15 protein-coding genes are annotated in these 13,503 nt (G+C 42.3%); 10 read left to right on the top strand and 5 right to left on the bottom strand.

Translation table 11 applies throughout. The annotated features are described in order from the left end of the window. Positions 1–95: 95 nt before the first annotated feature. From porX to FGM00_RS06690, 4 genes are all read left to right on the top strand, one after another. Positions 96–1,640 carry a T9SS response regulator signal transducer PorX gene (gene porX, locus FGM00_RS06705; RefSeq protein ID WP_138852155.1) on the top strand — a complete coding sequence of 515 codons (1,545 nt, stop codon included), beginning with the start codon at positions 96–98 and terminating at the stop codon, positions 1,638–1,640. Positions 1,641–1,844: 204 nt separating this feature from the next. After that, positions 1,845–2,261, top strand: coding sequence for a tRNA (adenosine(37)-N6)-threonylcarbamoyltransferase complex ATPase subunit type 1 TsaE (gene tsaE, locus FGM00_RS06700; protein WP_138852154.1), 417 nt, complete (start codon positions 1,845–1,847; stop codon positions 2,259–2,261). Positions 2,262–2,473: 212 nt separating this feature from the next. Continuing rightward, positions 2,474–3,673, top strand: coding sequence for an alanine dehydrogenase (locus tag FGM00_RS06695; protein WP_138852153.1), 1,200 nt, complete (start codon positions 2,474–2,476; stop codon positions 3,671–3,673). Position 3,674: 1 nt separating this feature from the next. After that, positions 3,675–4,055 (top strand): DUF4258 domain-containing protein, encoded by a 381-nt coding sequence (locus FGM00_RS06690; RefSeq protein WP_138852152.1) that lies wholly within the window; start codon positions 3,675–3,677, stop codon positions 4,053–4,055. A 160-nt stretch (positions 4,056–4,215) separates the two neighbouring features. On the opposite strand, the gene FGM00_RS06685 is transcribed toward FGM00_RS06690, so the two are convergent. Beyond that, positions 4,216–5,382, bottom strand: coding sequence for a proline dehydrogenase family protein (locus FGM00_RS06685; RefSeq protein WP_138852151.1), 1,167 nt, complete (start codon positions 5,380–5,382; stop codon positions 4,216–4,218). A 102-nt stretch (positions 5,383–5,484) separates the two neighbouring features. Between FGM00_RS06685 and aroB the strand changes: the two genes are divergently transcribed. Continuing rightward, positions 5,485–6,546: a 3-dehydroquinate synthase gene (gene aroB / locus FGM00_RS06680; protein WP_138852150.1), complete on the top strand. Its 1,062-nt coding sequence runs from the start codon at positions 5,485–5,487 to the stop codon at positions 6,544–6,546. 159 nt (positions 6,547–6,705) lie between these two features. After that, complete coding sequence (locus FGM00_RS06675; protein ID WP_138852149.1) at positions 6,706–7,041, top strand: hypothetical protein; 336 nt, start codon at positions 6,706–6,708, stop codon at positions 7,039–7,041. Between the two features lie 168 nt (positions 7,042–7,209). Here FGM00_RS06675 and FGM00_RS06670 read toward each other — a convergent pair whose 3' ends face one another. The 3 genes from FGM00_RS06670 to FGM00_RS06660 form a co-directional block, all read right to left on the bottom strand. Beyond that, positions 7,210–7,725 carry a DinB family protein gene (locus FGM00_RS06670; protein ID WP_138852148.1) on the bottom strand — a complete coding sequence of 172 codons (516 nt, stop codon included), beginning with the start codon at positions 7,723–7,725 and terminating at the stop codon, positions 7,210–7,212. Between the two features lie 79 nt (positions 7,726–7,804). Beyond that, on the bottom strand, positions 7,805–8,284 hold the full coding sequence (locus FGM00_RS06665; RefSeq protein ID WP_138852147.1) for an Lrp/AsnC family transcriptional regulator: 480 nt from the start codon (positions 8,282–8,284) through the stop codon (positions 7,805–7,807). 115 nt (positions 8,285–8,399) lie between these two features. Then, positions 8,400–9,512 carry a M14 family metallopeptidase gene (locus tag FGM00_RS06660; RefSeq protein WP_138852146.1) on the bottom strand — a complete coding sequence of 371 codons (1,113 nt, stop codon included), beginning with the start codon at positions 9,510–9,512 and terminating at the stop codon, positions 8,400–8,402. 271 nt (positions 9,513–9,783) lie between these two features. On the opposite strand from FGM00_RS06660, the gene FGM00_RS06655 reads away from it, so the two are divergent. The 4 genes from FGM00_RS06655 to FGM00_RS06640 all read left to right on the top strand — a co-directional run bounded on the left by FGM00_RS06655 (position 9,784) and on the right by FGM00_RS06640 (position 12,494). Further along, a complete protein-coding gene (locus tag FGM00_RS06655) occupies positions 9,784–10,155 on the top strand; it encodes a helix-turn-helix domain-containing protein (RefSeq protein WP_138852145.1) in 372 nt (123 codons plus the stop codon). Between the two features lie 61 nt (positions 10,156–10,216). Further along, entirely contained in the window at positions 10,217–10,579 is a 363-nt protein-coding gene (locus FGM00_RS06650; RefSeq protein WP_138852144.1) for a hypothetical protein, read from the top strand. A gap of 10 nt (positions 10,580–10,589) precedes the next feature. Continuing rightward, positions 10,590–11,408 carry a TerC family protein gene (locus FGM00_RS06645; protein ID WP_138852143.1) on the top strand — a complete coding sequence of 273 codons (819 nt, stop codon included), beginning with the start codon at positions 10,590–10,592 and terminating at the stop codon, positions 11,406–11,408. 201 nt (positions 11,409–11,609) lie between these two features. After that, entirely contained in the window at positions 11,610–12,494 is an 885-nt protein-coding gene (locus FGM00_RS06640; protein ID WP_138852142.1) for a hypothetical protein, read from the top strand. On the opposite strand, the gene FGM00_RS06635 is transcribed toward FGM00_RS06640, so the two are convergent. Further along, positions 12,491–13,450: a sterol desaturase family protein gene (locus FGM00_RS06635; protein ID WP_138852141.1), complete on the bottom strand. Its 960-nt coding sequence runs from the start codon at positions 13,448–13,450 to the stop codon at positions 12,491–12,493. The genes FGM00_RS06640 and FGM00_RS06635 overlap by 4 nt on opposite strands. Positions 13,451–13,503 lie beyond the last annotated feature (53 nt).

Genomic DNA, 13,503 nt, shown 5'->3' with positions numbered 1-13,503 from the left:
TTCGCGCAAAGTTATACAATCTCCGCCAACGGTCGGTATCTTACCAAAAGACGGAACTATTCTTTAAACTGCGCTAAATTAATCTGAACGCACGCATGAACAAAATAACCATTCTCTGGGTCGATGATGAAATCGACCTTTTAAAGCCCCATATTCTATTTTTACAAGGAAAAAATTATGATGTTATTCCGTGTCCGAGCGGACAGGAGGCTTTGGAAGAACTGGAGAAAAATAAAGTTGATATCGTGTTTTTGGATGAAAACATGCCCGGTATATCCGGTCTGGAAACCTTGACCGAAATAAAGGTCATGAATGCCTCGCTTCCAGTGGTGATGATTACCAAAAGCGAAGAGGAGTCCATCATGGAAGAGGCTATCGGCTCTAAAATCGCCGATTATTTGATCAAACCGGTAAATCCGAATCAAATACTGCTTTCCCTCAAAAAAAACTTGGACCATTCCAGATTGGTATCCGAGAAAACGACATCTAATTACCAACAGGAGTTTCGAAAAATCGCAATGGACCTCTCCATGGTCAATACCTATGAAGAATGGGCCAGCCTGTATCGCAAATTGATTTATTGGGAATTACAGTTGGAGGAAATCGAGGATGCCAGCATGTTCGAGATATTGGAGTCCCAAAAAACGGAAGCCAACAGCCATTTCGGAAAGTTCATAGAACGTAATTATGCCGATTGGTTCGACGGCGGCGACGGGCCCATTCTATCCCACACCTTGTTCAAAGAACGTATTCAACCGGAACTGAATGACGGTCCGACACTATTGGTGGTCATAGACAATTTGCGGTACGACCAATGGTTCGCATTCGAGGATACCGTCGGTTCTTTCTACAAGAAAACGAAGGAAGAAACGTATTATAGCATCCTACCCACCGCCACGCAATATGCGAGAAATGCGATTTTCTCCGGTCTTACCCCCTTGGATATGGAAAAAAAATATCCGGAATGGTGGAAAAACGACACCGATGAGGGGGGCAAAAATCTTTTTGAACACAAGTTTCTCGGTGCGCAGCTCGAACGCTTAGGATTGCACCTCAAATGGGACTATCACAAAATCAGCAGCCTAAAACAAGGAAAGCACCTTGCCAGTAATTTCAGGTCGCAAAAGGATAATGACCTTACGGTAATCGTCTATAATTTTGTGGATATGCTTTCACACGCGAAGACCGAAATGGAGGTTATAAAGGAGCTCGCCGGAAACGACAAATCATACCGCTCGTTAACGCAAAGCTGGTTTAAAAACTCGCCTTTGTTGGATATCATACAGCAAGCACAAAGTATGGGAATGAAATTGATTATCACAACAGACCACGGAACCATAAATGTCACGCAACCTTCTAAGGTCGTGGGCGATAAAGACACTAGCCTAAACTTAAGATATAAGACAGGACGAAGCCTGACCTATGAAGATAAAGACGTGTATTCGGTAAAAAATCCTAAAGAAATACACCTGCCCAACATCAATGTAAGCAGTTCCTATATTTTTGCCAAAAACGACCTGTTCTTCGCTTATCCGAATAACTATAACCATTATGTGGGGTATTACAGAAACAGCTACCAGCACGGGGGTGTTTCCCTTGAAGAGATGATCATTCCCTTTGTGGTGCTCAATCCTAGATAAATCAACTCTCCTTCAAATATTTACGTAAGGCGCGCACAACGAGGTAGAGCAAATACAGGGATGGGATTACGAAAACCAATACGAGAAACAATTGCCAAAGGCCGATTGAAAAAGGGAATTCCATACAAACTGATTTTATTTATCTAGAAAGATACACTTTTTAAAGCGACGAACATCCCGACCTATATAATTAGTAATCATATCATGGCCATACTATCCTATTCCGAAAAAGAAATCGATACCATCGCTAAAACGGTTCTTGAGGCCGTTCCTTCCCGAACACTTTGCTTTAATGGTGAAATGGGTGCAGGAAAAACTACGCTGATTAAAGCATTGATAAGGTGTCTTGGGAGCACAAACCAGGGCAACAGCCCGACTTTCGGCCTCGTAAACGAATACCATCTTGATAACGGGGAACTGTTGGGCTACCATTTCGACTTTTACCGCTTGAACGATGAGTTAGAAGCATACGATATGGGCTTCGAGGATTATCTGGCACAAGACTGTTGGGTCTTTATCGAATGGCCTGAAAAAATTCCATCGCTGCTTCCCGAGAACGCCATAAACATTAAAATCGATATCGTAGATACGATCACGCGTGAAATCAGCTTTATGGAATAGCTTCCTTGTAGGACAAACCAGATTTTACCAATAAAAATCGTAATTTTACTTGATAATGGAGATTTGAATGCTCCGTCCCGATAGCTATCGGGATGCCTCGACGCACTAAAGTCTTTTCCTTTTAGAATGCCGCGCGGGCCCGCCTTTCGTCAGGTAGGCTTGCCCCGAGTTCGTTTACTTTTAACAATTATCACTTCGGTCACGTTACCTATATGAACCAACCTAGTTCACCTTTTAGCAAGCAGCAACTACTCCCACAAGAAGAAACGCTCGAGATTTTAAAGAGCAAACGGGAACTTTTTATCGGTATTCCTCAGGAAAATCAATACCAAGAGCAACGTATCTGCCTTACCCCCGACGCCGTTAACGCGATTACGGCCAACGGTCATCGTGTGCTGATAGAAGCAGGGGCCGGCGAAAGCGCACATTTTTCGGATTCCGATTATACCAAAGCCGGAGGGGAGATAACACGTGATACCAAGAAAGTCTTCGGATGCCCATTGCTCCTAAAAGTAGAACCTCCCACCCTCTCGGAAATTGAAATGATCAATCCGCAAACGGTTGTGATTTCGGCTCTACAATTAAAGACTAGGGAGAAAAAGTATTTCGAACAACTGGCAAAAAAACGAATTACGGCCATCGCCTTCGAGTATATCAAAGATGAAGATGGCAAGTATCCGGCCGTACGCTCCCTAAGCGAGATAGCAGGTATCTCATCCGTATTAATCGCATCGGAATTGTTGTCGGCGACCAACGACGGGAACGGTCTGATGTTCGGTAACATTAGCGGCGTACCACCTATAGAAGTAGTCATCATCGGGGCGGGTACAGTAGGTGAGTTCGCGGCCAGATCCGCCCTTGGCCTTGGAGCCAATGTCAAGATTTTCGACAACTCCCTTACCAAACTACGCACGATACAAGCATCCTTAAGACAAACGGTCTATACCTCTACATTACAACCTAAAAATTTACTGAAAGCCCTAAAACGATGTGATGTGGCTATCGGCGCCGTGCGGGGGGAGGATCGATCTCCCGTGGTGGTTTCGAGTACCATGGTCGAGAACATGAAAAAGGGAGCGGTCATTATCGACGTGAGTATCGATACGGGCGGTTGTTTCGAAACCAGTATTATTACCAGCCACAACAAACCAACGATTGAAAAATTCGGGGTAATTCATTACGGAGTGCCCAATATACCTTCCCGCTATCCCAAGACCGCATCGGTATCGATCAGTAATATTTTTACGCCCTACCTTTTAAAATTAGGAGAGGAAGGCGGAATGGAGAACTCCCTTCGTTTTGATAAGGGGCTCAGAAACGGACTGTACATGTACCACGGTATTTTAACGAATAAGTCCGTTGGAGAATGGTTCGATCTTGAGTACAGCGATATCAATTTCCTTATTTTTTAATATGGCATTTATAAAACGTCTAGGGTACTATCTCGTTGGACTTTCTATCGGGATTATTTTTCTAGCTATTTTCTTCAAAAAGAAATCCGAGGAAACCGGGGTCTCTTTTTGTTATTTCCCCAATTGCAGGACATTGAAGGATATTCGCTCGAAACCGCTCTCCTATTCCGAGGAAATCAATCAACTCATTTTAAACAAAGAACTGGATTCTATCATGATCGCTGCGTTCTTATTCGATGGGGATGTTGATTTTAGTGGAAGTGACACCAAATCACAACCCTGTAAAACCTATCGTATTGAAGGGGAAGTGAACGAAAAAGAAGCGGTACTTACCGTCCGGAACTGCGCTTCAAAGGCCGTGGTCGAGCAAATTACTTATTAGTCTAGTGTAGTTTGAACTAGTATGCACTCCGGTGCGGGTTGGTGAACGCTAGCTGCGCAAGTAATTCGTAAGGTGCGCAAAGCGATAGCATTAAGATTAACAGTGAATTAATTCTTTCATGATAACCGGAATATACGGCATGCCGTACAATTTATCTCCTTTAGATTTTCCTGCGCTTGCGTTCTTTTTTCAATAAAGACAGTTCTCTGGTGGTTTGTCCGGCCACTGAGGTATTTTCCTCCGCACGACGAATCAAATAGGGCATGACGTCTTTTACCGGCCCGAAAGGAAGGTATTTGGCGACATTATAGCCTTTGGCAGCCAAATTAAAGGAGATGTGCTCACTCATTCCGTATAATTGTCCGCTCCAGATTCTGGGGTCGTTATTCGCAATATTATTGGCCTGCATTAGCTCCAATAAGGTATAGGTACTCTCCTCGTTATGCGTTCCGGAGAACAATGAGATATCGTCGAGATTTTCAACAATATAGGCGATGGCTGCATCAAAATTGACATCGGTTTCCTTTTTGGATGCGCAGATTGGAGTCTTATATCCTTTTTCATCGGCACGCTCGTTTTCCTTTTCCATGTAGGCACCGCGTACGACCTTCATTCCTATTTTAAAATCATCCTGTTTCGCACGTTGATGCAATTTCTTGAGATAATCCATTCGATCCCATCGGTACATCTGAAGCGTGTTGAAAACGACGGCCTTTTTCTTGTTGTATTTTCGCATCATCTGCTCTACCAAATCATCGGCCGCATCCTGCATCCAGCTTTCCTCACCATCGATCAGTAGGGCCACATCCAGATCAAAGGCTTTTTTACAGGTCTTATCAAAACGGGCAACTATGCGATCCCATTCTTCTTGCTCCGCATCCGTCAGGGATTTTCCCGCAGTTCTTTTTTTGAAAATTTCGAATCGACCAAACCCCGTAGGCTTAAACACCGCAAAGGGAATGGCATCCTTCTCCTTTACAAAATCCAACACGTGCAAGACTTTATTCAGCGTATCATCTAACGGATCCTCGGTATCGGTTCCTTCGACGGAATAATCCAAAACCGAACAAACCCCCTTCGTCCACATTTTATCGACAACCGGCATACAATCAGCTTCGTTTACACCTCCACAAAAATGATCGAAAACCGTGGCACGTATAAGTCCCTCTACCGGAAGCTTTGCTTTGATGGCAAAGTTGGTCATGGCTGTACCGATACGCACCAAAGGCTCATTAGCAATCATTTTGAATAAAAAATAAGCCCGTTCCAATTCGGAATCGGACTTTAAGGCAAATGCGGTTGCAGTATCTTCAAAAAATTGCTCCATTTGTGCTGTTTATTTCGGTTCTCAAATATAATCTTCTAAAGAGTATATCTATCGATAAAATTACCTTTATTTTGTATCGATAATTTTGGAAACAAATCCGCAATGAAGTCCATAACATCCGCAGCCTATTCCGTTCATTTTAACACGTTCGCCTTCGCGGCTTTGAACACCCATTTGGAAAAAGCCTCCTATTCCAAGGTTTTTATTCTAGTGGATGAAAACTCCCATGAACATTGCCTGCCTATCTTAATGCCGGCCATTGAGGCCGCTTACGATTTTGAGGTCATTGAAATAGAATCAGGTGAAATAAACAAGAATATTGCCACGTGTACCCGAGTTTGGGAGGTACTTTCCGGACTTGATGCCGATCGTAAGAGCGTGCTTATCAACCTTGGCGGTGGGGTGATAACCGATTTAGGAGGTTTTGTAGCCTCTACCTATAAACGCGGTATCGATTTCATCAACATCCCCACCACCCTGCTCGCCATGGTAGATGCCTCTGTTGGAGGCAAAACCGGGGTAGATCTCGGCGCATTGAAAAATCAGGTCGGTGTCATCAGCCAACCGCAAATGGTACTTGTCGTGAGCGAATTTTTAAATACGCTCGAAGAAAGGCAACTGCAAAGCGGTTTTGCCGAAATGCTGAAACACGGTTTGATTCGTGACCGCAACTATTGGAACACCTTAAAAAATGGCGTCGGCGCAGACCAAATCGATACGCTTATACATCAATCTGTCGGTATAAAGAACGAGGTGGTTTTACAGGATCCAACGGAACAAAGTCTCCGTAAAATCTTAAATTACGGCCATACACTAGGCCATGCGGTAGAGTCTTTTTTCCTAGAAAGTGCGGAACACGAATTGCTCTTGCACGGCGAGGCAATCGCCATAGGAATGGTTTTAGAGGGTTGGCTTTCCCATAATTTACAAGGTTTGCAAATGGATGATCTAACAGAAATAAAAAACACCTTTGCCGCCCGTTATCCCAAAATAGTATTCTCCAGTTCTGACATCGACGGCATTTTGTCCTTATTGAAGTTCGACAAAAAGAATTCCCATGGAAACATCAATTTCGTTCTCCTAAAAGGTATCGGTAATCCTGTTATTGACGTTCAAATAGAGGAAAATTTAATCCGTCAGGCATTCGCTTACTACTCGGAATGAGAATTTCATATACTATATTCCGTAGTTGACAACTCTTTATTTAGTCGTTGTGTCAAATTGGCTAGTTTAGGTAAGTAAATAATTCGCAAACACTAGACGGATTGTTCACACCATGTAAAAACCTAATCATCCTAAAAAGGAAAAACCAATTAACCTACTATGACACGCAGACTTGTAGACTACAAAAAATTGAGCCACGAACTGGCGGCCTTGTTGATAGAGACCTATCCGTACGGGTACGGCGACGAGGACATCATCGCCTTCAAAAACGCTAACGGCGAATACGTCGAAGCTGTTGAAATTAGAACCGATGATTGCCTCTATTTGGTGAAAATAAGTAAAAGCCTCGCTAATTTCATTTCCAATTTTGAAGACACTATTGAAAAAGAGCTCGAATCGAAACCTGAGCCCATTTTAGAGGAAGTAGACGCCTCGGAGATGGAAAAAGAAATGAACGCCGAAACGGATTTCGAGGAAGATTCTGATTTCGACTAAACCAGTCCCGTTTAATATTTCCGATAAAAGACACGCAGAAGTTTAAAAATTTCCGTGATACGACCTGTACGCGGCATATTGGTTCTCAGGGGACTATCGCGCCACATCCAGTCTACACGTCAAATAAAATACCCAAGCTTTAAAAGTGGTCTGCCGTAGAAAATCAGCTTATAAATACCTTTCCCGGATGACATCACGATGATGTCTTTGGTGTCCCAAACTTAAAAAACCCAAAGCGGCTACGCTCATTTGAGAACCACTGGCCGTACCTTTGCGCTTTAAGGTTGCCTCGTCAAAGGACGAAAACAAAGCTAAAGATGAACGGCGTACCGCCTCATACTCTTCAATGATACTTTCCGGTGTACGCGCATTGGCGTTGGAATTTGGCACATATAGGTCTTGATCAAATCCGGGAAGGTGACTATCGTCATTTCGCGCAAAACGCAATGCCCGATATTGGAAAATACGCTCGGTATCGATTATATGTAGAAGGGCCTCTGCCACAGTCCATTTATCTTCACCATAAGCGTAATCCCATTTATCGGAAGGAATACTGGCGATGAATTTCGGGAAATTTTTCAATTGTTTCGACATGGTCTCGAGCAAGTCGGAATCGCCCAACTTATTGATATATGTTTGGTAATATGGATTGTAATCGTTCGATTGCAATGCTGATGGTTTCATAGGCTAAAAATAAAACCCCGTACGAAAGTTCCGTTCGGGGTCGTTAATTTATGTATAAGTGGCTCGAGATGAGCATTTCCTATAATTCGTTAAATATAGTATGCATCAAACGCTTTTTGTCGTTAATGCTTTCCTCCAAAGAAATCATAGTCTCCGTTCTGCTGATACCCTCGATATCATCGACCTTGAAAATAATATTCTTAGCATGATTGGTATCCTTTGCCCTGATTTTACAAAAAATATTGAATTTTCCGGTAGTAATATGGGCGACGGTGACATTGGGAATCTGTTCCAAACGCTCCAGTACAAATTTCGTTTGATGCGTTTTTTCCAGAAAAATACCAACATAGGCAATGAATGCGTATCCCAATTTCATGTAATCCAAAGTCAATGAAGACCCTCTAATGATTCCGGCATCCTCCATTTTCTTGACACGAACATGAACGGTTCCTGCTGAAATCAGTAGTTTCTTTGCTATATCGGTAAAAGGGGTTCTGGTATTGTCAATCAACATATCCAGAATTTGGTGGTCAATTTCGTCTAATTTTGCTTTTGCCATTATTTGATTAATTTTTCAACAAAAATAAACAATTAAGAAAGTATATTCAACAAAACTTAGCCTTATCTAACAAAAATGTAAAGAAATAGCTACTTTTAACAGAATAGGTGTTTTTTTACGAACCCAATAGCCTCATCAAATGTAAATCTTTCTGCAGCTTACGAAAACTTTCAGGGTCCGCGCAATCAAAAGTTTGATGTCCTAAAAAATAGTCACTTCCAAAAACGGAATCGAGCTTCGACTCGAATTGAATGGTATCTTTAACTAGACTTTCGTCAAAACGTATGCCTAGGCTTACGCCGGGGTCATAGGCTGCATTCAAATGATTTGCGTTCTGGATAAGCACATCGAAGAATCGCTTTCCGTTTTCGGGAATTTCGAAATATTCCGCCTCCCCGTAATCCATTAGGCTATCATCTGCAATTACCTCCAAGGCCGACGTCAAGGCTATAAAAATACACTCCCTGGTTCTTTCCCGTTCGTAATCGTTTGGGAAATGTCCAGCTTCGAAAAGTACGGTCGGCGTTCCGAGCATTTGAAAAGTGTCGCCCACACAATTGCTATTAAAGCCATCGTCGTAACGTCCGATTTGATTAGGAATCAACTGCTGCAAACGTCTGTTCATCGCTACGATCAAACGCATACTCTTTCCTCTTGTCGTCGGAATACTTCTTTGTGCATCCATCGCAGGGGCTAAAAACGAAACCGTTGCAGGCTGTGCGCTATCCCCCACATTGTACATCGTACGTTGATCGTGCAGATTAAAGCAAAAATCGGGTTGAAACCTATTGTAAACGTTGCGTAGCACCTTACTCTCTGGCTGTGACAATTTCTGCGCATCCCGATTCAAGTCGATTTCGTTGGTATTGGAACGCGTATAGGCGAGAGCCCCATCGGGATTCAACATAGGAATAATCCGTATGCTACAACTTTCCAAAATTTTACTGGCCAGCTGATTTCCGGAATCCATAAATTTCAAAAAATCGAAAACGGCCTTTGTCGTGGTGGATTCGTTCCCGTGCATTTGCGACCACATCAAGATTTTATGCTTTCCCTTTCCGAAATGGACGCACTCAATAGGAGAGCCTTCAACGGATTTTCCAACTTCCGTCACTTCGAAAACACCCTTCAATTGATTTAGGAGAGGGGTGATGTGCTCATGGGTGATGTATCTTCCGCTAATGTATTTTTCCTTGAAGTTTGGGTATTCTGAAGTAAAAAAGGACATGTGTCTTTTCAATTTTAAATACAAATGTAACATCAATATTATTTACAATTGTAAACTATTTTAAGCCCTAAAGCGTCATCATTTACCCTCTAAAACAGGTCAGAATGCACAATTGTAAACAATTAATTATTTACCATATTTACTATTCACAAAATCAGTTAGTTACTATAATTTATATTGAGTCCTACATTTGATATTTCCCTTTATTTTTGAATGTATTCAGTAGCATATGTTTCAAAAATAATCGTAATTTTGTCTAAATCAAGTTACAATGGTAAACAGCGCTGAATTTATTAGAAGACTGGAAAAATTGCTCGATTACTACGGAATTTCAGCGGCCGTTTTTGCAGATAAAATTCAAGTACAACGTTCAAGTATTTCACACTTGCTTTCAGGACGGAACAAACCCAGTCTTGATTTTGTTTTAAAGGTCGTGAAGACTTTTCCGGAAGTGAACCTCTATTGGCTTTTAAACGGAAAAGGGACTTTCCCCACTACCGAAGAGAACACCTCGCTTTCATTACCTACAAAAGCAAAAGAGGATTTTGAGCCTACGGGCAAAGTCTTATCCCAAGAAAAATCCATTGAAAAAATCGTTATTTTCTATTCCGATGGCACTTTTAAATCGTTTCGGGACGCTTAGACCTTTCAATCACCAGTAGAAATCAAGCGGATTTATGATGATTTTTGTTTACTTTGCAAGGATGATAAAATTTACCTACACACTTATCTGCCTCTGTCTTTTACTGACATCCTGCTATCAACCAGAACGCAATTGTACCGATTTTAAAACAGGCACATATCGTTTCGATTATGTGGTAAATGATGAGAAAAAGTCAGGCACTTTTACCCGAGACAGCTTGTATAGTGTTGAATACTATGATAGTACTGTAGACAGCGCTACCGTGAAGTGGGTCAATGATTGTGAATTTGTGTTACAGGACATCAAAACCAAGACCTCGGTACAAATGAAGATATTGTCGACCACCGAAGACTCATATACCTTTGAGTACAGTCTTGTCGGTAAGAGCAATAAATCTAGGGGAACAGCCATAAGAACCGATTAAACCACCATTTATGTTTGAAATTTTCGCCAGCCCGGATGCTTGGATAGCATTAATTACCCTAACTTTTCTAGAAATCGTTCTAGGAATAGACAACATTATCTTTATCTCTATCGCCGCAGGTAAATTGGAGAAAAGTAAGCGAAAGAAAGCCACCAACATCGGGTTGATACTCGCCATGGTGATGCGGGTCGTTCTGCTCTTTGGCATCACTTGGTTAACCGCGGCGAAGAAACCCTTCTGGGTATTTGACAATGGCTGGATTTCGGGAGGTATTAGCGGTCAGGCCCTGATTCTCTTTGCAGGAGGCCTTTTCCTCCTATATAAAAGCACCAAGGAAATTCATGAGAAGGTAGAAGACCGTGGTCATGACGAAAGGGAGGTAATCAACGCCAGGGGCAACACGCTTACGAAAGCGATCGTACAAATAACCATCATCAACATCGTTTTCTCTTTTGACTCTATTCTTACCGCCATCGGCATGACCAATGGTATATCCCCAGACCCAAATGATGCATTGGTCTTAATGATCGTAGCTGTTTTGATTTCGGTCGTGATCATGATGCTGTTCGCCAATCCTGTAGGCGAGTTCGTCAATAAACATCCCTCTATTCAGATACTCGGGCTTTCCTTTTTGATTTTAATCGGGTTTATGCTGATTGCCGAAGCGGCGCATATCGGCCATCTCATCGTTTTTGGGAACGAGGTCGGTGTGATTCCCAAAGGATATCTCTATTTTGCCATCGCCTTCTCCCTGATGGTCGAATTCTTCGATTTGCGAATGAAGAAGAATAAAAAAACCAAAATCGAGAAGCCTCATGTTGAGGAATAGCAGAGCTATCAAAGCCAATACTATTTAAGTGCTACCGTAATTCCTAAGTGGTCTTCATATACTTAGAGGAGTTTATGGGTCACCCAAAACACTTTAACAAGTACAATATAGAGCGTACCGCGGAGCAAATACGCCGCGTTTTTCAATAAAATCACCTTCCTAGCGTTATAGTATGCCATTATTTTGGTAAAAACTATGCTTATGTCGACCTACTATCAGCCTTCGAACAAATTTTCACCCTTGGCTTTTATCCATTTTATCGTAGCCTGTGCTACAGCTATACCTATTCTCGCCTTGATTTATTCCTATGCGATTTGGTATATTCCCTTTCCCTACATTAACTTTTTTATCACCTTGGGTTTTGGGTTCGGTATCGGTTGGGTTGTTCAAAAATTGGCGATACGCATGGGAAAGGTCAGAAATGACAAATTAGCTTTCTTTTTGGGGTTTTTAGGTGCACTAATCGGACTTTATCTTAGTTGGGCCGTATGGGTGGATTTGGTCATCAACGCCGGGGAGACCTATGGTTCTGACAGAATCGGCATATCGGTAAGTAACATACAGTTCATGCAGGTGTTGGAACTAGCCCTACAACCTGGAGTACTCTTTGAATTGATGGGCCAGATTATGGATGTCGGGGTTTGGGGATTTCGGTCCGCAACCGTAAGCGGGTGGTTTTTAGGATTGATTTGGGTCATTGAAGCCCTGATCGTCTTAGTTGTTGGCACCATTATTCCTCCCAATCAGAGCGGGGAACCGTTTTGCGAGCTGAATCAAAAGTGGTTTCAAGCGAAGCAGTTACCTGCCTTGAGTTATTTAGACAATCGAATGCGCGAAGTCACTCCTTTAGAGAACAACGATTTTGAAGCATTGAAGGAAATTTCCGCTGTCCCGAATCCAACCACAGAAAACCACAGTCTGTTTACGTTATATTCCAACAAAACGAATGAAAACTATCTTTCCGTTCAAAACAGAACGGCTAAAACGAACGATAAAGGCGAAACCAAATTTACTGATGATGAGGTAGTTACGCACCTTCGTATAAACGAGGAATTCAGCGATTTCCTAATGACCTTTTCCTCTTAATTTGGCCTGCTGTATACCATTTCGGGATTGGCAGCCCTTTGTTTCTTAAATAGCCGTTGCTGTTGCTTTACCGTTAATGTGCTGCCATCATGACTCCACCCAGGAGGGCCGAAAATGTACATCAGTTTGTGTGATAATTTAGGAGACTTTTTCATGTCGTTCCATATATCCTTGAACTCATGTGTCAATATCACCATAGGATTATAGGATTTCGGGGCATGAATTACACCGAATTTCACCTCTGTATCATCGTCCAATTCTTTCCAGGTCCCGAATATCTTATCGAAAATATTCAAAAATCCACCGTGGTTCTTGTCTAGATATTCCACGTTTTGGGAATGATGTACCTGATGCATAGTGTGCGTATTGAAGATCTTTTCGATCCACCCCATTTTCGGCACGTATTTCGAGTGCAACTGAAATTGCCAAAAAGACTCAATCGCCAAGGCGAAGATGACGACTTCTACCGGGAAACCAACTGCCGGCAGCCACATGTAGAAGAAAGGTTTGTACAAGAGCGTAAACCAACCGTTTCGGATGGCCGTACCCAAGTTAAAATGATCTGAGGAATGGTGAACGATATGTGCGGCCCAGAGTAACCGTATCTCGTGGTTTGCTCTATGAAACCAATAATACGTAAAATCATCGGCGAGTTGACAGGCCAAAAATACATACCACGCGTAACCAAAAGACTCGTAACCCATGATATTCATACGCACGCCATCGACCATAGGATTGAAAAGCTCATAAGTGTAATTGAAAACGACTATTAATACGGTAACTTTCACCAAAGGTCCCAATATTGCCGAGCCGATTCCCATAGCACCACTCGCCATCAAATCTTTCCAAACGTAGAGATCTTCATGATCGTCGTGACTTTTGCTGTAGGTCAATTCCAATAAAATAAGGGCTATAAAACAGGGTACTCCGTATACCAGGGGGTTGGTCAAATCCATTTAAAACAATTTTGCGACAAAGGTAATCATATTAGGTTCTCTACAATAACTTG

The organism is Aggregatimonas sangjinii (genome assembly GCF_005943945.1).
In the GTDB taxonomy this organism is placed as follows: domain Bacteria; phylum Bacteroidota; class Bacteroidia; order Flavobacteriales; family Flavobacteriaceae; genus Pelagihabitans; species Pelagihabitans sangjinii.
This window is presented reverse-complemented; position numbering and strand designations above follow the sequence as displayed.

Bases quoted from the DNA above. Each gene is read 5' to 3' on its own strand.
- FGM00_RS06660 (WP_138852146.1), bottom strand. From the start codon at position 9,512: ATGTCCTTTTTTACTTCAGAATACCCAAACTTCAAGGAAAAATACATT.
- FGM00_RS06645 (WP_138852143.1), top strand. From the start codon at position 10,590: ATGTTTGAAATTTTCGCCAGCCCGGATGCTTGGATAGCATTAATTACC.
- FGM00_RS06650 (WP_138852144.1), top strand. From the start codon at position 10,217: ATGATAAAATTTACCTACACACTTATCTGCCTCTGTCTTTTACTGACA.
- porX (WP_138852155.1), top strand. From the start codon at position 96: ATGAACAAAATAACCATTCTCTGGGTCGATGATGAAATCGACCTTTTA.
- FGM00_RS06665 (WP_138852147.1), bottom strand. From the start codon at position 8,284: ATGGCAAAAGCAAAATTAGACGAAATTGACCACCAAATTCTGGATATG.
- FGM00_RS06670 (WP_138852148.1), bottom strand. From the start codon at position 7,725: ATGAAACCATCAGCATTGCAATCGAACGATTACAATCCATATTACCAA.
- aroB (WP_138852150.1), top strand. From the start codon at position 5,485: ATGAAGTCCATAACATCCGCAGCCTATTCCGTTCATTTTAACACGTTC.
- FGM00_RS06695 (WP_138852153.1), top strand. From the start codon at position 2,474: ATGAACCAACCTAGTTCACCTTTTAGCAAGCAGCAACTACTCCCACAA.
- FGM00_RS06690 (WP_138852152.1), top strand. From the start codon at position 3,675: ATGGCATTTATAAAACGTCTAGGGTACTATCTCGTTGGACTTTCTATC.
- tsaE (WP_138852154.1), top strand. From the start codon at position 1,845: ATGGCCATACTATCCTATTCCGAAAAAGAAATCGATACCATCGCTAAA.
- FGM00_RS06685 (WP_138852151.1), bottom strand. From the start codon at position 5,382: ATGGAGCAATTTTTTGAAGATACTGCAACCGCATTTGCCTTAAAGTCC.
- FGM00_RS06640 (WP_138852142.1), top strand. From the start codon at position 11,610: ATGTCGACCTACTATCAGCCTTCGAACAAATTTTCACCCTTGGCTTTT.
- FGM00_RS06635 (WP_138852141.1), bottom strand. From the start codon at position 13,450: ATGGATTTGACCAACCCCCTGGTATACGGAGTACCCTGTTTTATAGCC.
- FGM00_RS06675 (WP_138852149.1), top strand. From the start codon at position 6,706: ATGACACGCAGACTTGTAGACTACAAAAAATTGAGCCACGAACTGGCG.
- FGM00_RS06655 (WP_138852145.1), top strand. From the start codon at position 9,784: ATGGTAAACAGCGCTGAATTTATTAGAAGACTGGAAAAATTGCTCGAT.